This window comes from Pseudotabrizicola alkalilacus (genome assembly GCF_003443995.1).
In the GTDB taxonomy this organism is placed as follows: domain Bacteria; phylum Pseudomonadota; class Alphaproteobacteria; order Rhodobacterales; family Rhodobacteraceae; genus Pseudotabrizicola; species Pseudotabrizicola alkalilacus.
The window spans coordinates 268,290-287,310 of sequence record NZ_QWEY01000001.1; the positions used below are offsets into that span (position 1 = coordinate 268,290).

Consider the following 19,021-nt stretch of genomic DNA (forward strand, 5'->3'; position numbering starts at 1 on the left):
TCGAAACCCTGGGGCGTCATCTGCATGACCGTCCCCAAAGGTCGGGAGAAACCAAATGATCCAGATGCAGACCAATCTGGATGTTGCTGATAACTCCGGCGCTCGCCGAGTTCAGTGCATCAAGGTTCTGGGCGGTTCACACCGCCGCTATGCATCCGTGGGCGACATCATCGTGGTGTCGGTCAAGGAAGCTATTCCAAAAGGCCGCGTGAAAAAAGGCGACGTGCGTAAAGCCGTTGTCGTGCGCACCGCCAAAGAGGTTCGTCGTGAAGACGGCACCGCCATCCGTTTTGACCGCAACGCCGCTGTCATCCTGAACAACCAGGGTGAACCAGTGGGCACGCGTATCTTCGGGCCGGTTGTCCGTGAATTGCGCGCCAAGAACTTCATGAAGATCATCTCGCTGGCTCCGGAGGTGCTCTGATGGCTGCGAAACTCAAAAAGGGTGACACCGTCATCGTGCTGACCGGCAAGGACAAGGGCAAAAAGGGCGAAATCGCCTCTGTGAACCCGACCGCCAACAAAGCCGTCGTCGAAGGCATCAACGTCGCCATCCGTCACACCAAGCAATCCGCTGGCTCGCAAGGCGGTCGCGTGGCCAAGTCCATGCCGATCGACCTGTCGAACCTGGCGATCGTGGACAAGGACGGCAAACCCACCCGCGTCGGCTTCCGTATGGACGGCGACAAGAAGGTGCGCTTTGCCAAGACTACGGGGGATGCGATCTGATGTTGGACGCTGCTCAATACACTCCACGCCTCAAAGGCGAGTACGGCTCCAAGATTCGCGCTGCGATGAAAGAAGAGTTCGCGTACAAGAACGACATGCAGATCCCGCGTCTGGACAAGATCGTCCTGAACATGGGTGTCGGCGAAGCGGTCAAAGACACCAAAAAGGTGAAACAGGCTGCTGAAGAGCTGTCGCTGATCGCCGGTCAGAAAGCTGTCATCACCCATGCCAAGAAGTCCATCGCGGGCTTCCGTGTGCGGGAACTGATGCCGCTCGGGTGCAAGGTCACCCTGCGCGGTGACAAGATGTACGAATTCCTGGACCGTCTGATCAACGTGGCTCTGCCCCGCGTCCGCGACTTCCGCGGCGTCAAGGGCTCGTCGTTCGACGGTCGTGGCAACTATGCCATGGGCCTGAAAGAACACATCGTGTTCCCGGAAATCAACTTCGATAAAGTTGATGAAGTTCTGGGTATGGACATCATCATCTGCACGAACGCGAAAACCGATGCGGAAGCCAAGGCGCTGTTGAAGCATTTCAACATGCCCTTCACGTCGTAAGCGCGAGGAACCAGAGTAATGGCAAAGAAATCCATGGTGAACCGCGAAGTGAAGCGCGCAAAGCTGGTGAAGCAATATGCTTCCAAGCGTGCGACGCTCAAAGCGGTGATCGAAGACCAAACCAAGCCGATGGAAGAGCGTTTCGGCGCGACCCTGAAGCTGGCACAACTGCCCCGCAACTCGTCGGCAACGCGGCTTCACAACCGCTGCCAGCTGACGGGCCGCCCGCATGCGTATTATCGCAAGCTGAAACTGTCGCGGATCATGCTGCGTGAACTGGCCTCGTTTGGCCAGATCCCGGGCATGGTCAAGTCCAGCTGGTAAGGGAGAGCAGAAATGCCTGTGAATGATCCTATCGGCGATATGCTGACCCGTATCCGTAACTCTCAGATGCGCGGCAAATCCACTGTCTCGACCCCAGCGTCCACGCTGCGCGGCCGGGTGCTGGATGTGCTCCTGTCCGAGGGCTACATCCGCGGTTACGAAAAGAACCCGACCGACAACGGTCAGGGCGAATTCGTGATCTCGCTCAAGTACTACGAAGGTACCCCTGTGATCCGCGAAATCAAACGCGTGTCGAAGCCGGGCCGCCGTGTGTACATGGGCGTCAAGGAAATCCCCTCGGTCCGCAACGGCCTGGGTGTTTCGATTGTGTCGACGCCCAAAGGCGTCATGTCCGATGCAGCTGCACGCTCCGCCAATGTTGGTGGCGAAGTGCTCTGCACCGTATTCTGAGGAGGGTGCAATGTCTCGTATCGGCAAGAAACCCGTCTCTCTGGTCAAAGGCGTCTCGGCGTCGGTGTCCGGCCAGACTGTCGAAGTGAAGGGGCCGAAAGGCACCCGCAGCTTTACCGCAACCGACGATGTGACCATCACCATCGACGGCGAAGAGATCAAGGTGACGCCCCGCGGCACCTCGAAACGCGCTCGTCAGCAATGGGGCATGGCCCGTTCGATGGTGGAGAACCTGGTTCAGGGCGTCTCGACCGGCTTCAAGAAAGAGCTTGAGATTCAGGGCGTTGGTTACCGTGCTGCGGTCGCCGGCAATGTTCTGAAGCTGTCGCTTGGCTATAGCCACGAAGTCAACTTCGCCGTTCCGGCTGGCGTGACCGTCACGTCGCCGAAGCAAACTGAAATCGTTGTGGAAGGGATCGACCAACAGCTCGTTGGCCAGGTCGCCGCGAACATCCGCGAATGGCGCAAGCCCGAGCCGTACAAGGGCAAGGGCATCCGCTATAAGGGTGAGTTCGTCTTCCGCAAAGAAGGCAAGAAGAAGTAAGGTGGCAAAATGGCTTTGAACAAACGAGAGCTGTTCCTGAAACGCCGCCTGCGCGTCCGGAACAAAATCAAGGCGATGTCGAACGGGCGCCTGCGCCTGTCCGTGCATCGGTCGTCCAAGAACATCAGCGCCCAGCTGATCGACGATGTGAAAGGCGTGACCGTTGCGTCCGCCTCCACGTTGGAGAAAGACCTGGGTCTGATCGGCAAGAACAACGTCGAGGCTGCGGCCAAAATCGGCGCTGCGATTGCAGAGCGGGCGAAGAAGGCAGGGGTCGAAGACGTCTATTTCGATCGTGGTGGTTTCCTCTTTCACGGTAAGATCAAGGCTTTGGCCGACGCTGCCCGTGAAGGCGGCCTGAAGTTCTGAGGAGTTTGGATATGGCAGAACGTGAAAATCGGGGCCGCGGCGGAGATCGTCGTCAGGACTCCCGTGAGGAAACGCCCGAATTCGCTGACCGTCTGGTCGCGATCAACCGTGTTTCGAAAACCGTCAAGGGCGGCAAGCGCTTTGGCTTTGCAGCACTCGTCGTGGTCGGCGACCAGCGTGGTCGCGTAGGCTTCGGCAAAGGCAAGGCGAAAGAAGTGCCGGAGGCGATCCGCAAGGCAACGGAACAGGCCAAGCGCCAGATGATCCGAGTGCCGCTGAAGGACAGCCGCACCCTGCACCACGATATGGAAGGCCGCCACGGCGCCGGAAAAGTCGTGATGCGGACCGCAGTGGCTGGTACCGGCATCATCGCCGGTGGTCCAATGCGCGCCGTGTTCGAAATGCTGGGGATCCAGGACGTTGTTGCGAAGTCGATCGGCTCGCAGAACCCCTACAACATGATCCGCGCCACCATCGACGGCCTGAAAGCAGAGACCTCGCCCCGCCAGGTTGCCGCACGTCGCGGTAAAAAGGTGGCCGAGATCCTGAAAAAGCCCGAAGCTGAAGTGCAGGAGGCCTGATCATGACCGAGACCAAGAAAACCATCGTAGTGCAGCAGGTGGCGTCCGCCGCCCGCCGCCCGGCCATTCAGACCGCGACCCTCAAGGGTCTGGGCCTGAACAAGATGAACCGCACCCGCGAGCTGGAAGACACCCCTTCCGTGCGCGGCATGGTCAACAAGATCTCGCATCTTGTGAAGATCATCGAAGAGCGCGGCTGAGGTCTGGCGGGGGTATCCCCGCCGTACCGCAAGACTTGCGCCCCGTGGGAAACCACGGGGCGTTTTCGTTTGGGAATGATCTGATTGTTTGTTAACGATTGTTAACCTTTTGTTAATATTTCAGTCAGGATGTTCATATGCGCGCTTTGATCGGTACCGCCCTGCTTTTCGCTCTGGCCAGTTTCGGCATGCAGGCACAAGCCCATGGTGGTGGCTGTCGGAAAAGCTCGCCTCCCGGTGAATGTTGTCACATGGAAAAGGCAACGGGCCGGGTCCATTGTCATTGATGGCCTGATGCTGGCATGGCGGGGTTCACCCCGCCGCACCTCGTCCCGTGCCAACCCGCTTGCCTAACACCCCCACAGCCACTATACGCCCCCGGTGGGCCTTGCGGTCCGCAGAATCAACAAGAAATGCCGTGTTGTCCCCTCCCGTCGCAGGCGGGGATGTTCCGGCGATGGAGAGTGCGACATGAAACTGAATGAACTTCGTGACAATGACGGCGCGAACAAAAAGCAAAAGCGCGTTGCCCGTGGCCCCGGTTCGGGCAAGGGCAAGACCGCTGGCCGTGGTATCAAGGGCCAGAAATCGCGTTCGGGCGTGGCCATTGGCGGATACGAAGGCGGCCAGATGCCGCTGTACCGCCGCCTGCCAAAGCGCGGCTTCACCAAGCCGAACCGCAAGGAATACGCGGTCGTCAACCTGGGCCTGATCGAGAAATTCGTCGCGGCCGGCAAGCTGGACATCAAGCTTGACCTGACCGAAGACATGCTGGTGGCCGCTGGCCTGACCAACCACAAGCGCGATGGCATCCGTATCCTGAACAAGGGCGAGATCAAGTCGGCTGTGAAACTGGTGGTTTCGGGCGCTTCGGCAGCCGCTGTCGAGGCCATCAAAGCGGCTGGCGGGTCGATCACCCTTCCGGCGTCAGCGGCTGAGTAAGCCAAATAGGAGTTGTGAGCGGCCTTCAGACCGCTTACATCACCTTTAGTTTTCCCGCGCCGCCGACCGGAGAACGGTTTGGCGGCGCTGTCTTTGAAAGAGACCGGATATGGCATCTGCTGCAGAGCAAATGGCGGCGAACCTCAGCTGGGGCGCCCTTGGCAAGGCAACCGACTTGCGCCAACGCATCTTTTTTACCATCGGCCTGCTGATCGTCTATCGGTTGGGCACCTATATTCCGGTGCCCGGCATTGATGGCGTGCAGCTGCGCGCCTTCATGGAGGATGCAGGGGCGGGGATCGGGGGCATTCTCAACATGTTCACCGGCGGCGCGATCAGCCGTATGGGCATCTTTGCCCTCGGGATCATGCCCTATATCTCGGCCTCGATCATCGTGCAGCTGATGACGGCGATGGTTCCGGCGCTGGAGCAGCTGAAGAAAGAGGGCGAGCAGGGCCGCAAGAAGATCAACCAGTACACCCGCTATGGCACGGTGTTTCTGGCGACCTTTCAGGCCTGGGGCATCGCTGCCAGCCTTGAGGCCGGTGGCCTTGCGCATGATCCGGGCCTGTTCTTCAAGGCGGCCTGCATGATCACGCTGGTCGGTGGCACCATGTTCCTGATGTGGATCGGCGAGCAGATCACCGCGCGCGGCATCGGCAACGGCATCTCCTTGATCATCTTTGTCGGCATCGTCGCGGAACTGCCTGCCGCCATCGCCCAGTTCCTGAGCCAGGGCCGGTCCGGCGCGATTTCGCCTGCGGTGATCATCGGGGTGATCGTGATGGTGATCGCCGTCATCGCCTTTGTGGTGTTCATGGAGCGCGCGCTGCGCAAGATCCATATCCAGTACCCCCGGCGTCAGGTCGGTATGAAGGTTTATGACGGCGGCTCCAGCCATCTGCCGGTCAAGGTGAACCCGGCGGGCGTGATCCCGGCGATCTTTGCCTCGTCGCTGCTGTTGCTGCCGGTCACGATTTCGACCTTCTCAGGCGCTCAGACCGGCCCGGTGATGTCGACCATCCTGGCCTATTTCGGCCCCGGTCAGCCGCTGTATCTGCTGTTCTTCACCGGCATGATCGTGTTCTTCAGCTACTTCTACACCTATAACGTCGCCTTCAAGGTCGAGGATGTGGCGGATAACCTGAAAAACCAGAACGGGTTCATCCCCGGCATCCGTCCCGGCAAAAAGACCGAGGAATATCTGGAATACGTGGTCACCCGCATTCTGGTGCTCGGCTCGGCCTATCTGGCCGCTGTCTGTCTGCTGCCGGAAATTCTGCGCAACCAGTTCGGCTTTACCTTCTATTTCGGCGGCACCTCGGTGCTGATCGTGGTGTCGGTGACGATGGATACGATCAATCAGGTGCAGTCGCATCTGTTGGCGCATCAATACGAAGGCCTGATCGAGAAATCGCAACTGCGCGGTCGTAAAAAGACCACGCCCAAGACCCCGACACGGCGCTGACACATGGCAAACATCATTCTTCTGGGGCCTCCGGGGGCCGGTAAAGGAACGCAGGCCAAGCGGCTGGAGGAGGGGCGGGGCATGGTCCAGCTCTCCACCGGTGACATGCTGCGCGAAGCAAAGACCAGCGGCACCGAAATGGGCCTCAAGGTTGCCGAAGTGATGGAGCGTGGCGCGCTGGTCACCGATGAGATCGTGATCGGTCTGATCGAGGAAAAGCTGACCAAGGGCGCCCCCGGCGGGTTCATCTTTGACGGCTTTCCGCGCACGCTGAAGCAAGCCGATGCTCTGGCGGTGCTGCTGGAGAAAAAGGGTCTGACGCTGGATGCCGTGATCGAGCTGGTGGTCGATGATGCAGCCCTCGTGGGCCGGATCGTCAAGCGCGCCGAAGAGGCCCGCGCCAGCGGCCAACCCGTGCGGCGCGACGACACCCCCGAAGTGTTCGAAGTGCGTCTGCGCGAGTATTACAAGAACACCGCACCGCTGACCGGCTACTATTACGCCAAGGGCAACCTGGCCACCGTTGACGGTCTGGCCGACATGGACAGCGTCAGCGCGGACATCGCGAAAATTCTTGACAAACGGTAAAAATACCGCCGCTGCCCTTGACGGGCGCGGCGTTTGCCCATAAAGCACAGCGTCCCGGCATGGAATCGTGCCGGGCTTCCCATTTTCGGGAAAAGCACCATCAGGGCACAGTGCCTTGGTGGAGTTGTGAAAAAAGGTTCTGGCACCACGGAACCGCAACATTGAAAAGGACACACGTTTGGCACGTATTGCTGGCGTTAACATTCCGACCCAGAAACGGGTTCCGATCGCCCTGACCTACATCACCGGTATTGGCCCAACCAATGCCGAAGCCATCTGCGCCTCGCTGAACATCGACCGCGCCCGTCGCGTCAATGAACTGTCGGATGCCGAAGTTCTGGCGATCCGCGAATTCATCGACGCGAACTTCACCGTCGAAGGTGACCTGCGTCGCGAAACCTCGATGAACATCAAGCGTCTGATGGACCTTGGCTGCTATCGCGGCCTGCGTCACCGCAAGGGCCTGCCGGTCCGCGGTCAGCGTACCCATACCAATGCTCGCACCCGCAAGGGCCCCGCAAAAGCCATCGCTGGCAAGAAGAAGTAAGGGGAGCATACCGATATGGCACGCGATACCAAAGCATCCCGCACCAAGAAAAAAGAGCGCAAGAACATCGCCGCTGGCGTGGTTCATGTGAACTCTTCGTTCAACAACACCAAAATCCTGATCTCTGACGTTCAGGGCAATGCGATTTCCTGGTCCTCCTCGGGCACCATGGGCTTCAAAGGCTCGCGCAAGTCGACGCCTTATGCCGCTCAGATGGCTGCCGAAGATGCCGCTCGCAAAGCTCAGGAACATGGCATGAAGACTGTCGAAGTCGAAGTGCAGGGTCCGGGTTCGGGCCGCGAATCGGCGCTGCGCGCGCTGGCGGCTGTTGGTCTGAACATCACCTCGATCCGCGACGTGACTCCGCTGGCGCACAACGGTTGCCGCCCGCCAAAGCGCCGCCGCGTCTGATCGGCAGATATACTGTCGGGCCGTGCGACATCGCACGGCCCGATTTCGGCATTTAAGGACCCTCGGGCGTCCCACCGCTTGCTGGACATGGGCAATGGGACAAGGATGGAGGCGACAGCATGATCCATAAGAACTGGCAAGAACTGATCAAACCGACCCAACTGGTTGTAAAACCGGGTGCGGATGCGGCGCGCGTGGCGACCGTGATCGCCGAACCGCTGGAGCGCGGCTTTGGTCTGACGCTGGGCAATGCCCTGCGCCGTGTGCTGATGTCGAGCCTGCAGGGCGCGGCCATCACGAGCGTTCAGATCGACAATGTGCTGCACGAGTTTTCCAGCGTCGCTGGCGTGCGCGAAGACGTGACCGACATCGTGCTGAACCTCAAAGGCGTGTCCATCAAGATGGACGTCGAGGGGCCGAAACGCCTGTCGATCTCGGCCAAGGGTCCGGGCGTTGTGACGGCGGCAGATATCTCGGAGTCGAATGGCATCGAGATTCTGAACCGTGAACATGTGATCTGCCACCTTGATGATGGTGCGGATGTGTTCATGGAGCTGACCGTCAACACCGGCAAAGGCTATGTCTCGGCCGACAAGAACCGCCCTGAAGACGCGCCGATCGGACTGATCCCGATTGATGCGATCTACTCGCCGGTGAAAAAAGTCAGCTACGAAGTGCAGCCCACCCGTGAGGGCCAGGTGCTGGACTATGACAAGCTGACGATGAAGGTTGAAACCGACGGCTCGCTGACGCCGGATGACGCCGTGGCCTATGCCGCGCGCATCCTGCAGGACCAGCTGTCGATCTTCGTCAACTTCGACGAGCCGGAATCGGCGAAACTGGGCGAAGTCGATGCGGGTCTGGAATTCAACCCGCTGCTCCTGAAGAAAGTCGACGAGCTGGAACTTTCGGTCCGCTCGGCCAACTGCCTGAAGAACGACAACATCGTCTACATCGGCGATCTGATTCAGAAAACCGAAGCCGAAATGCTGCGCACCCCGAACTTTGGCCGCAAGTCCTTGAACGAAATCAAGGAAGTGCTGTCGGGTATGGGTCTGCATCTGGGCATGGAAGTCGAAGACTGGCCGCCAGAGAACATCGAAGATCTGGCCAAGCGCTTTGAGGACCAGTTCTAAGAATACCGGGGGGCAGCGATGCCCCCCAGCTACAAATGCCCGGACCGCCGGGGAAAACATGGGCCACACGGCCCCAAGGTGAGTGCAGCCGCACGTAGGCCGCACCGGACAAAGCAAAACACGCGATCAGGAGATTTCCATGCGTCACTCTAACGGCTACCGCAAACTGAACCGGACCCACGAACACCGCAAAGCGATGTTCGCCAACATGGCCGGTTCGCTGATTGAACACGAGCAGATCAAGACCACCCTGCCGAAAGCCAAAGAACTGCGTCCGATCATCGAAAAGCTGATCACGCTGGCAAAGCGCGGCGATCTGCACGCCCGCCGTCAGGCGCATTCGCAGCTGAAACAGGACATGCACACCGCCCGCCTGTTCGAAATCCTCGGCCCCCGCTACAAGGACCGCGCCGGCGGTTATGTGCGCGTGCTGAAGGCTGGCTTCCGCTATGGCGACATGGCCCCGATGGCGATCATCGAATTCGTTGACCGCGATCCGAATGCCAAGGGTGCCGCCGATCACGCCCGCACCGAAGCGTTCGAGGCAGAATAAGCCCCGGCTTTCCGGCCAAAGTTTACGGCACAGCCCGTCTCTGGACACCAGAGGCGGGCTTTGTCTTGCGCAGGGCAGGTTGAAAGCGCGCGTCGCTTTGCCATATCCCATTGCACCACCACAAAGGGATGCCCCATGTTCCGCCTTGTTGCCCTGATCCTGCTTTGCGCCACCCCGCTTGCCGCCCAGACCGAGACCCGCCCCCCGGCATCAACCGCCGAAATCAGCCTCAGCTTTGCCCCGGTGGTCAAATCGACCACTCCGGCGGTGGTCAACATCTACGCGACCCGCGTGGTCGAGGAACGGCTGTCGCCCTTTGCCGGTGATCCGTTCTTTGACCAGTTCTTCAGCGGCTACGGCCAGTCCCAGCCGCGCGTGCAGAATTCGCTCGGCTCCGGGGTGATCGTGTCATCCGATGGCATCGTGGTGTCGAATTACCATGTGGTCGGTCAGGCGACCGAAATCCGCGTCGTGCTGAACGACCGCCGCGAATATGCCGCCGAACTGATCCTTGGTGATGAGGAAAGCGATCTGGCCATCCTGCGGCTGCAGGACGCCGAGGGTCTGCCCGCGCTTGCCCTGCGCAATTCCGATGAGGTCGAGGTCGGCGATCTGGTGCTGGCGATCGGCAACCCGTTCGGGGTGGGGCAGACGGTGTCGTCGGGCATCGTCTCGGGACTTGCGCGCAGCACGGTGGAACTGGGGCGCGGCTATTTCATCCAAACCGACGCGGCGATCAACCCCGGTAATTCGGGTGGCGCGCTGGTCGATATGCAGGGGCGGCTGGTCGGGATCAACACCGCGATCCTGACCCGGTCTGGCGGCTCTAACGGCATCGGCTTTGCGATCCCCGCCAATCTGGTGCAGACCGTGGTGGCGCAGGCCGTTGCGGGCGGCGCGCGGTTTGAACGGCCTTGGGCGGGCGTGCAGGGGCAGGCGGTGGATGCCGGGCTGGCGGCGGCGATGAACCTGCCGCGGCCGGATGGGGTGCTTCTGGTCGAGTTGCACCCCGACAGCCCGTTCGGCAAAGCGGGCCTGCGTTCGGGTGATGTGGTGCTCTCGGTCGCGGGCGAGCCGACCAACACCCCGCAAGAGATGATCTTTCGCCTGTCGGCGCTTGGCATCGGGGCCACGGTGCCGGTGACCTATCTGGACGAAGATGGCCCTGCGACCGTTGATGTCACCCTGATTGCCCCGCCGGAAAGCCCGCCACGCGATCCCGTCACCATCACCGACCCTGTGGCGCTGCGCGGGCTGAGTGTGGCCCGGATCAACCCCGCCCTCAGCGCCGAGATCGGGCTTGCGACCGAGGCGGAGGGCGTGGTCGTGACCGCCGCCCAGGATCTGGCCGCCCAGATCGGGATCCGATCCGGCGATGTGCTGCTGGCAATCAATGGCCGCCCGGTCGCCACCCCACAGGATGTGGCCGAAGCGGCGCAAGAGCAGACCCGTCGCTGGGCCATCGACGTGAACCGGGGCGGGCAGATCGTGCGCCTGCGTTTCCGCCTCTAGCTCTTGGGGGCGCAGCGGCGTAACGTAGACCCATGGCAGACCTGTTTGACACCGCAAGCGCGACTCCCAAAGCCGAAGGCCCCCGGCCTTTGGCCGACCGTCTGCGGCCGCAGTCGCTGGCCGAGGTGATCGGGCAGGCGCATGTGCTGGGCCCTGAGGGGCCGCTTGGCGCGATGCTGGCGGCACAGTCGCTGTCGTCGCTGATCCTCTGGGGGCCGCCCGGCGTGGGCAAGACCACCATCGCGCGGCTGCTGGCGCGTGAGACGGATCTGGCCTTTGTCCAGATCTCCGCCATCTTTACCGGCGTGCCGGAACTGCGCAAAGTGTTCGAATCCGCTAAGATCCGGCGACAAAACGGGCAGGGCACGCTGCTTTTTGTTGATGAAATCCATCGTTTCAACAAGGCGCAGCAAGACGGGTTTCTGCCGCATATGGAGGATGGCACCATCCTTCTGGTCGGGGCCACCACCGAGAACCCCAGTTTTGAGCTGAACGCAGCGCTTCTTTCCCGCGCGCAGGTGATTGTGCTGGAGCGGCTGAACCTCGCCGATCTGGAACGGATGATGCAGCGCGCCGAGATGGAGCTGGGCCGCGTGCTGCCATTGACCGGCGAGGCGCGAGAGGCGCTGCTGGAAATGGCCGATGGCGATGGCCGCGCCCTTCTGAACCTGACCGAGCAAGTGGCGGCATGGCGGATCGACAAACCGATTGACCGCGATCAGTTGGCCACCCGCCTGATGCGCCGTGCCGCCAAATACGACAAATCGGGCGAAGAGCATTACAACCTGATTTCCGCCTTGCACAAATCGGTGCGCGGATCAGACCCGGATGCAGCCCTGTACTGGTTCGCCCGCATGCTGGAAGGCGGCGAAGACCCGCGCTTTCTGGCCCGCCGCCTGACCCGGATGGCGGTGGAAGATATCGGGCTGGCCGAACCGCAGGCGCATTCGGTCTGTCTGGACGCGTGGAACACCTACGAGCGGCTGGGCAGCCCCGAGGGGGAACTGGCGCTGGCCAATGCGGTGGTCTACCTCGCGCTCGCGCCCAAATCGAACGCTGTTTATGCGGCCTACAAGGCCGCACGGGCGAGCGCACGCGAGACCGGCAGCCAGATGCCGCCGCGCCACATCCTGAACGCGCCGACCAAGATGATGAAAGACATCGGCTATGGCACCGGTTATGCCTATGACCACGATGCCGAAGACGGCTTTTCCGGGCAGGATTACTTCCCCGAAGGCATGAAGCGCCCGGTGTTCTACCTGCCACCCGAACGCGGCTATGAGCGCGAGCTGAAAAAGCGGGTGGAGTATTTTGCCAAATTGCGGGCAAAGCGGCAGGGCGGCTAGGGCGCAGCGCCGGGTGCGGCCCGCGCAAAGATGAATCTGGCAGCAGACTGCGCAATGCCTGTGCGTTGGCCGAGCGCACGTTGACAATTCCGCGCAACAACCGCAAAGACAGCCCTTACTCCCGACCCCTGCAGGCCCGTTGCGGGCAACGGCGGTGTCGTTTCTTTCTCGCTTGCCGCACGATGGGCGGGCCTCAAATTTGCAAGGTCGTTGACATGAGTGGCGTGAAAAATCTGACGGTGTCCGAGGATGAGGGCGAACAGCGGCTGGACAAGTGGTTCAAGCGCCGCTTTCCGCAACTGACCCAGGGCCATGTCGAAAAGATGTGCCGCACCGGGCAGATCCGGGTCGATGGCGCGCGCGCGAAAGCGGCCGATCGCATCGCCCCCGGCCAGACCATCCGCGTGCCGCCCTTGCCCGATACCGAAGCCCCCAGCCGCTCGCCCGAAAGCCGGATCTCAGCCGCGGACACCAAGCTGATCCAGAACGCGGTGTTGTGGAAGGATGAGCATATCATCATCCTGAACAAGCCTGCCGGTCTGCCGTCACAGGGCGGCTCGGGGCAGGGCGACCGGCATGTCGATGGCTTGGCCGAGGCGCTGAAGTTCGGCTACAAGGAAAAGCCCAAGCTGGTGCACCGGCTGGACAAGGATACCTCGGGTCTCTTGATGCTCGCGCGCACCGACCGGGTCGCGCGGGCGCTGTCCGAAGCGCTGCGCCATCGCAACACCCGCAAGATCTATTGGGCGCTGGTCGCCGGTGTGCCGCATCCGCGTCAGGGCAGCATCAAATACGGGCTGATGAAGGCGCCGGGCCATGGGCGCGGCGGCGAGGGCGAAAAGATGCTCTGCATCCACCCCGCCAAGATGGCCGAATTCCCCGATGCCAAACGCGCCCATACCGACTTTTTCACGCTCTGGTTCCTCGGCACCCGGATGAGCTGGATGGCGCTGGAGCCGGTGACCGGCCGCACCCACCAGTTGCGCGCGCATCTGGCCGAACTGGGCCATCCGATCATCGGCGATGGCAAATACGGCAGCACGGCGCAGGAAAACATGGGCGACGGCTGGGGCGCTCAGGCAGGCGGCGAGATGTCGAAAAAGATGCACCTGCATGCCCGCAGCCTGTCGGTTCAGCACCCGATCACCAAGGAAATGATGACCTTTACCGCCCCCTTGCCTGAGCACATGGCGCGGACCTGGAAGCTGTTGGACTGGAACGAAAAAGACGTGCCAGCCGACCCGTTCGAGAGCCTGCGGTGAGCGCCTGGGCAGCAAAGCGGTTCTGGCAGGCCGCGCAGGCCGAGTCGTGTGAGGGCGGCTTTACCGTGCGGCTTGATGCCCGTGCGGTGAAGACCCCGGCCAAGCAGCCGCTGGTGCTGCCCACGCTTGCCATGGCGCAAGAGATTGCCGCCGAATGGGACCAGCAGCAGGGGCTGATCAAGCCCGACACCATGCCACTGACCCGCGCGGCGAACTCTGCCATCGACAAGGTCGCGCCGCAGCTGGATGCCGTGGTGGCGGAGATCGCCAATTACGGCACCACCGATCTTTTGTGCTACCGCGCCACCGATCCGCAGCCGCTGATCGACCGGCAGGAGGCCCACTGGACCCCGCTGCTGGACTGGGCGCGCGACGACCTGCGCGCGCCGCTGGTGGTCACCCAGGGCGTGATGCCGGTGTCGCAGCCCGCCGAAAGCCTGATGGGCCTGCGCGCCCATGTGGGAGCGCACAGCCCGTTCCAGCTGGCGGCGCTGCATGACCTTGTCGCCATTTCCGGTTCGCTGATTCTGGGCCTCGCCGTGGCGCGGCGCAGGCTTTCCGGCGATCAGGCATTTGGCCTCAGCCGAATCGATGAAGCCTGGCAAAACGAGCTGTGGGGCGAAGACGAAGATGCGGCCCGGCTGGAGGCGCTGCGTCGCGACGCGTTCCTGACCGCAGAGCGATTCTTTGCATTGTGCGGGTAACAATCCTGCTCAAAACGCAGGCGGTGCGATGCCAACTTGCCCGTGACAGCCTCTAAACCGCCTGAATGCAAAGAATTTAGGCAATTTCATGCGATATGCTTGACCTTTCAAACCGCTTCGGAGGAAACTGTCCTGACTGGGAGAGGCTCACCTCCACTAGTTTCGTCCCCGTCCGCCCATCAACCGGCCTCGGGGCATAAAAACGTCGGCTCAAGGTCGACAACTCAGGATGAGGTAAGAATGAAACAATCCGTATTCCTCGGCACCCTCGCCGCCACCACCCTGTTCGCAGGCATGGCACTGGCGCAGGGCACCTCGACGCTTGATACCGTCAAGGCCCGTGGCGAACTGAACTGCGGCGTCAACACCGGGCTGGTCGGCTTTGCCGCCCCGGATGCAAGCGGCAACTGGCAGGGCTTTGACGTTGCCCTGTGCAAAGCCGTCGCCGGTGCGATCTTTGGCGATGCGTCGAAAGTGGTCTATATCCCCACCACCTCGTCGGACCGCTTTGAACAGCTGACCTCGGGCAAGATCGACTTTCTGATCCGGAACACCACCTGGACCTTCTCGCGCGACACCGACCTGAACATGGATTTTGTCGGCGTGAACTACTACGACGGTCAAGGCTTCATGGTCCGCAAGGATCTGGGCGTGTCTTCGGCAAAAGAGCTGAACGGCGCCACGATCTGCATTCAGACCGGCACCACCACCGAACTGAACCTGGCTGACTACTTCAAAGCCAACAACATGACCTACACGGCGGTTCCGATCGAAACCAACGCCGAAGGCGAACAGCAGTATCTGGCTGGCGCCTGCGACGCCTATACCACCGATGCCTCCGGTCTGGCTGCAACGCGCGCTGCGTTTGCTGACCCGGAAAACCACATCATCCTGCCCGAAATCATCTCCAAAGAACCGCTCGGGCCTGCCGTGCGTCATGGCGACAGCGCCTGGGGTGATGTGATCCGCTGGACGATGAACGCTCTGGTCGCTGCCGAAGAATTCGGCATCACCTCGGCCAACATCGAAGAGCTGGCGACCTCGTCGCAGAACCCGGAAATCCAGCGCCTTCTGGGCACCTCGGACAACCTGGGCGCGATGATCGGGCTTGACGCCGACTGGGCCAAGAACGCGATCAAGGCCAGCGGCAACTATGGTGAGATCTTTGCGGCCACCATCGGCGAATCGACCCCGATCGGTCTGGCGCGTGGTCTGAACGCGCAGTGGACCCAGGGCGGTCTGCTGTACACCCCGCCGTTCCGTTGATCGGCTGAAACGTCTGGGCGCGCCGTCATGGCGCGCCCTTTCCAAAAGTGAGAACAGGGTTATCCGCAGCGCCGGGGGAACATCCCCCACAAATAAGGGCAAAGCCCGGGGGCGCGCGGACTTCAGGGGAAAATAAATGGCCGTAGTCACGGAAGAACCGAAAGCTGGCTTTCGGCTCGGGATGCTCATCTATGACACCCGCTACCGTTCCATAACCATTCAGATCGTTGTGCTTATGCTGGTGATGTTGGGGGCTGCCTGGCTCATCGACAACCTGCTGCGCAATCTTGATGCGCTGGGGCGTGGCATCTCGTTCGGGTTCCTGTGGAACCGGGCCGGTTACGACATCAACCAGACGCTGGTGGAATACACCAATGACAGCAGCCACGCCCGCGCCACGCTGGTCGGTCTGCTCAACACGCTGCTGATCGCCGTTCTGGGCTGTATCGCGGCGACGGTTGTGGGCGTGATCGCAGGGGTGCTGCGTCTGTCGAAAAACTGGGTGATCGCCCGGCTGATGACCATCTATGTCGAGATTTTCCGCAACATCCCGCTCTTGTTGTGGATCCTGATGATCTACACCGTCTTCACCGAGGCACTGCCCGCCCCGAACGCCTTTCGCGGCGATACTCCGGCGGCGTCGATGGTGCTGTTTGACACGGTGGCCTTTACCAACCGCTACACCGCCATTCCCTGGCTGATCTTTGACCGCTCGCTCGGCTGGCTGCCCTTGGGCCCGCTGTGGCTGAACCTCGACCTTGCGCTGATCCTTGCGGCGCTGGTCGGCGGCTTCCTGATCAACCGGACCATCCTGCGCCGCGCCACCCGGATCCAAGAGGCCACCGGCCTGCGCCCCACCACCTGGTGGCAGTCGCTTCTGGCGCTGTTCGGGCCGATCATTGTGGTGTTTCTGGCGCTTGGCACCCACCTCGACAGCCCCTCGCTGCAAGGCTTCAACTTCACCGGCGGCTTGCAGGTGTCGAACTCGCTGGTTGCCCTGTGGCTGGCGCTGACGCTCTATACGGCGGCCTTCATCGCCGAAATCGTCCGCGCCGGGATCAACGCCATCTCGCGCGGGCAGTCCGAGGCCGCCTTTGCCCTGGGCCTGCGCCCGGGCCGCACGATGAACCTGATCATCCTGCCGCAGGCGCTGCGGGTCATCATCCCGCCGCTGATCTCGCAATACCTGAACCTGACCAAGAACTCGTCGCTGGCCATCGCCGTCGGCTACATGGACCTGCGCGGCACGCTGGGCGGCATCACGCTGAACCAGACCGGGCGCGGGCTGGAGGCGATGATGCTGTTGATGCTGATCTACCTGATCATCAGCCTGCTGATCTCGTCGGCGATGAACGTCTACAACAATTCCGTCAAGCTGAAGGAGCGCTGAGATGAACACCAGCACAAGCACCTTCGTCCGCACCGAAATGCTGCCCGAACAGTCCCCGCCGCTGACCGAGGCCGGGGCCGTCAAATGGGTGCGCGAGAACCTGTTCTCGTCCGTCCTCAACGGCATCCTGACCGTGCTGGGCGTCGCTGTCGTGGCCTATATCATCGTCGGCATCGCGCCCTGGCTGTCACGCTCGGTCTGGAACGCGGGCAGCCTGTCTGAATGCCGCCAGATCATTGCTGCAACCTGGGGTGAGGGCGTCACCGGCGCCTGCTGGGCAGTGATCCGCGAACGCTGGCCGCAATACCTGTTCGGCTTCTACCCGTCGCACCTGTACTGGCGCCCGGTTCTGGCCTTTGCCCTGCTGGTGGTCGCCGTGGCCCCGGTGCTGTTCGACAAACTCCCGCGCAAGATGCTGTGGTTCTCGCTGGTCTACCCGGCCGTGGGCTTCTGGCTGTTGTGGGGCGGCTCGGTCTGGGTGCCGGTCACTGCCCTTGCCGGCTTCGCCATCGGCTATGCCGCCGCCAAACTGATCCAACCCGTCGCCGGAACCATCCTGGCCACCATCGCGGCGGTGCTGGCCCCGGTCCTGTGGTGGCTGTTCCTCGCCGGTCCTGTCGCTGACGCGCTGCACTCCATCATGCCCATAGCGCTGCAAGGCGTGCGCTCGCGCGAATTCGGCGGCTTTGTTCTCGCCTTCACCATCGGCTTCACCGGCATCGCCTTTTCGCTGCCGCTTGGCGTGATGCTGGCGCTTGGCCGCCAGTCCGACATGTTCATCGTCAACAAGCTGTCGGTCGGCTTCATCGAGTTCATCCGCGGTGTGCCGCTGATCACCCTGCTGTTCACCGCCTCGCTCTTGCTCAACTACTTCCTGCCGCCGGGCACCGACTTCGACATCATCCTGCGCGTCATCATCATGGTGGTGCTGTTCGCCGCCGCCTATATCGCCGAAGTGGTGCGCGGCGGTCTCGCTGCCCTGCCACGCGGCCAGTACGAAGCCGCCGACGCTCTGGGGCTGGATTACTGGAAGGCGCAGCGCCTGATCATCATGCCGCAGGCGCTGAAAATCTCGATCCCCGGCATCGTTTCCACCTTCATCGGCCTGTTCAAGGACACCACCCTTGTTGTCTTCGTCGGCCTTCTGGATCCGCTCAAGGGCATCACCGACGCCGTCCGCGCCTCCACCGACTGGAAGGGGATCTATTGGGAACCCTACATCTTTGTCGGCGCCATCTTTTTCCTCTTCTGCTTTGGCATGTCCCGGTACTCGATGTACCTGGAATCCAAGCTGAAAACCGATCATCGCTAAGGGAGCCGGAACATGTCCGAAGCCATTGCCCGCCAGATTGACCCGTCCCAGATGAAGGTCAGCGACGAAGTTGCCATCCAGATCAGCCAGATGAACAAGTGGTACGGCACCTTCCACGTGCTGCGCGACATCAACATGACCGTCAACCGGGGGGAGCGGATCGTGATCTGCGGTCCCTCCGGGTCCGGCAAATCCACCCTGATCCGCTGCATCAACCGGCTGGAGGAACACCAGCAGGGCCAGATCATCGTCGACGGCACCGAACTCACGTCGGACCTGAAAAACATCGACAAGGTCCGGTCCGAGGTTGGCATGGTGTTCCAGCACTTCAACCTGTTCCCGCATCTGACCATTCTGGAAAACCTGACGCTCGCCCCGATCTGGGTCCGCAAGACCCCGAAGGCCGAAGCGATCGAGGTGGCGATGCACTACCTGCGCAAGGTGAAAATCCCCGAACAGGCCAACAAATACCCCGGTCAGTTGTCGGGCGGCCAGCAACAGCGCGTGGCCATCGCGCGCTCGCTGTGCATGAAACCGCGCATCATGCTGTTCGACGAACCCACCTCTGCCCTCGACCCCGAGATGATCAAAGAGGTGCTCGACACCATGATCGAACTGGCCGAAGAGGGCATGACCATGCTCTGCGTCACCCATGAAATGGGCTTTGCGCAGGCCGTGGCGAACCGGGTGATCTTCATGGATCAGGGCCAGATTGTCGAACAGAACAACCCGAAAGAGTTCTTCAACAACCCGCAATCGGACCGGACCAAACTGTTCCTGTCACAGATCCTCGGGCACTGATCCGCGCCGGATGTTTCGGAAAAGGGGCCCTCCGGGGCCCCTTTTGCATCTTGTGCAAGCGCGTC

The 19,021-nt window shown here is 61.6% G+C and carries 24 protein-coding genes; all 24 read left to right on the plus strand.

Annotated elements, in window-relative coordinates; genetic code table 11:
• Window positions 1-55: 55 nt before the first annotated feature.
• The 24 genes from rplN to D1012_RS01405 all read left to right on the plus strand — a co-directional run bounded on the left by rplN (window position 56) and on the right by D1012_RS01405 (window position 18,956).
• On the plus strand, window positions 56-424 hold the full coding sequence (gene rplN / locus D1012_RS01290) for a 50S ribosomal protein L14 (RefSeq protein WP_013066055.1): 369 nt from the start codon (window positions 56-58) through the stop codon (window positions 422-424).
• Entirely contained in the window at window positions 424-729 is a 306-nt protein-coding gene (gene rplX, locus D1012_RS01295; RefSeq protein ID WP_118149530.1) for a 50S ribosomal protein L24, read from the plus strand. The genes rplN and rplX overlap by 1 nt, the downstream gene beginning before the upstream one ends.
• Window positions 729-1,289, plus strand: a complete 561-nt coding sequence (rplE, locus tag D1012_RS01300) for a 50S ribosomal protein L5 (RefSeq protein WP_118149531.1) — start codon at window positions 729-731, stop codon at window positions 1,287-1,289. The genes rplX and rplE overlap by 1 nt, the downstream gene beginning before the upstream one ends.
• Window positions 1,290-1,307: 18 nt before the next feature.
• Window positions 1,308-1,613: a 30S ribosomal protein S14 gene (rpsN, locus tag D1012_RS01305; protein WP_118149532.1), complete on the plus strand. Its 306-nt coding sequence runs from the start codon at window positions 1,308-1,310 to the stop codon at window positions 1,611-1,613.
• A gap of 12 nt (window positions 1,614-1,625) precedes the next feature.
• Entirely contained in the window at window positions 1,626-2,024 is a 399-nt protein-coding gene (gene rpsH, locus D1012_RS01310; RefSeq protein WP_118149533.1) for a 30S ribosomal protein S8, read from the plus strand.
• 10 nt (window positions 2,025-2,034) lie between these two features.
• Window positions 2,035-2,568, plus strand: a complete 534-nt coding sequence (gene rplF / locus D1012_RS01315; protein WP_118149534.1) for a 50S ribosomal protein L6 — start codon at window positions 2,035-2,037, stop codon at window positions 2,566-2,568.
• A 9-nt stretch (window positions 2,569-2,577) separates the two neighbouring features.
• Window positions 2,578-2,937 carry a 50S ribosomal protein L18 gene (rplR, locus tag D1012_RS01320; protein ID WP_118149535.1) on the plus strand — a complete coding sequence of 120 codons (360 nt, stop codon included), beginning with the start codon at window positions 2,578-2,580 and terminating at the stop codon, window positions 2,935-2,937.
• Window positions 2,938-2,948: 11 nt separating this feature from the next.
• Entirely contained in the window at window positions 2,949-3,518 is a 570-nt protein-coding gene (rpsE, locus tag D1012_RS01325) for a 30S ribosomal protein S5 (RefSeq protein ID WP_103334358.1), read from the plus strand.
• A gap of 2 nt (window positions 3,519-3,520) precedes the next feature.
• On the plus strand, window positions 3,521-3,718 hold the full coding sequence (rpmD, locus tag D1012_RS01330) for a 50S ribosomal protein L30 (protein ID WP_118149536.1): 198 nt from the start codon (window positions 3,521-3,523) through the stop codon (window positions 3,716-3,718).
• A 471-nt stretch (window positions 3,719-4,189) separates the two neighbouring features.
• Window positions 4,190-4,660, plus strand: a complete 471-nt coding sequence (gene rplO, locus D1012_RS01335) for a 50S ribosomal protein L15 (RefSeq protein WP_118149537.1) — start codon at window positions 4,190-4,192, stop codon at window positions 4,658-4,660.
• Window positions 4,661-4,769: 109 nt separating this feature from the next.
• Entirely contained in the window at window positions 4,770-6,128 is a 1,359-nt protein-coding gene (gene secY, locus D1012_RS01340; RefSeq protein ID WP_118149538.1) for a preprotein translocase subunit SecY, read from the plus strand.
• 3 nt (window positions 6,129-6,131) lie between these two features.
• The gene (locus D1012_RS01345) at window positions 6,132-6,716 is read left to right on the plus strand and encodes an adenylate kinase (protein ID WP_118149539.1); all 585 of its coding nucleotides are present in this window, start codon (window positions 6,132-6,134) and stop codon (window positions 6,714-6,716) included.
• 178 nt (window positions 6,717-6,894) lie between these two features.
• Window positions 6,895-7,263, plus strand: coding sequence for a 30S ribosomal protein S13 (rpsM, locus tag D1012_RS01350; protein ID WP_118149540.1), 369 nt, complete (start codon window positions 6,895-6,897; stop codon window positions 7,261-7,263).
• Between the two features lie 15 nt (window positions 7,264-7,278).
• The gene (gene rpsK, locus D1012_RS01355) at window positions 7,279-7,674 is read left to right on the plus strand and encodes a 30S ribosomal protein S11 (protein ID WP_103334365.1); all 396 of its coding nucleotides are present in this window, start codon (window positions 7,279-7,281) and stop codon (window positions 7,672-7,674) included.
• Window positions 7,675-7,793: 119 nt separating this feature from the next.
• The gene (locus D1012_RS01360) at window positions 7,794-8,810 is read left to right on the plus strand and encodes a DNA-directed RNA polymerase subunit alpha (protein ID WP_103334366.1); all 1,017 of its coding nucleotides are present in this window, start codon (window positions 7,794-7,796) and stop codon (window positions 8,808-8,810) included.
• Window positions 8,811-8,949: 139 nt separating this feature from the next.
• Entirely contained in the window at window positions 8,950-9,363 is a 414-nt protein-coding gene (gene rplQ / locus D1012_RS01365) for a 50S ribosomal protein L17 (protein WP_118149541.1), read from the plus strand.
• 135 nt (window positions 9,364-9,498) lie between these two features.
• Complete coding sequence (locus D1012_RS01370) at window positions 9,499-10,875, plus strand: Do family serine endopeptidase (protein ID WP_118149542.1); 1,377 nt, start codon at window positions 9,499-9,501, stop codon at window positions 10,873-10,875.
• Between the two features lie 32 nt (window positions 10,876-10,907).
• Window positions 10,908-12,221 carry a replication-associated recombination protein A gene (locus D1012_RS01375; protein ID WP_118149543.1) on the plus strand — a complete coding sequence of 438 codons (1,314 nt, stop codon included), beginning with the start codon at window positions 10,908-10,910 and terminating at the stop codon, window positions 12,219-12,221.
• A gap of 215 nt (window positions 12,222-12,436) precedes the next feature.
• On the plus strand, window positions 12,437-13,483 hold the full coding sequence (locus tag D1012_RS01380) for an RluA family pseudouridine synthase (RefSeq protein ID WP_118150006.1): 1,047 nt from the start codon (window positions 12,437-12,439) through the stop codon (window positions 13,481-13,483).
• Entirely contained in the window at window positions 13,480-14,187 is a 708-nt protein-coding gene (locus D1012_RS01385; RefSeq protein ID WP_118149544.1) for an ATP12 family chaperone protein, read from the plus strand. Before D1012_RS01380 ends, D1012_RS01385 begins: the two co-directional genes overlap by 4 nt.
• A 240-nt stretch (window positions 14,188-14,427) precedes the next feature.
• Window positions 14,428-15,453, plus strand: coding sequence for an amino acid ABC transporter substrate-binding protein (locus D1012_RS01390; RefSeq protein WP_118149545.1), 1,026 nt, complete (start codon window positions 14,428-14,430; stop codon window positions 15,451-15,453).
• 136 nt (window positions 15,454-15,589) lie between these two features.
• Complete coding sequence (locus D1012_RS01395) at window positions 15,590-16,843, plus strand: amino acid ABC transporter permease (RefSeq protein WP_118149546.1); 1,254 nt, start codon at window positions 15,590-15,592, stop codon at window positions 16,841-16,843.
• A 1-nt stretch (window position 16,844) separates the two neighbouring features.
• On the plus strand, window positions 16,845-18,155 hold the full coding sequence (locus D1012_RS01400; protein ID WP_118149547.1) for an amino acid ABC transporter permease: 1,311 nt from the start codon (window positions 16,845-16,847) through the stop codon (window positions 18,153-18,155).
• A 12-nt stretch (window positions 18,156-18,167) separates the two neighbouring features.
• Complete coding sequence (locus D1012_RS01405; RefSeq protein ID WP_118149548.1) at window positions 18,168-18,956, plus strand: amino acid ABC transporter ATP-binding protein; 789 nt, start codon at window positions 18,168-18,170, stop codon at window positions 18,954-18,956.
• Window positions 18,957-19,021: the final 65 nt, after the last annotated feature.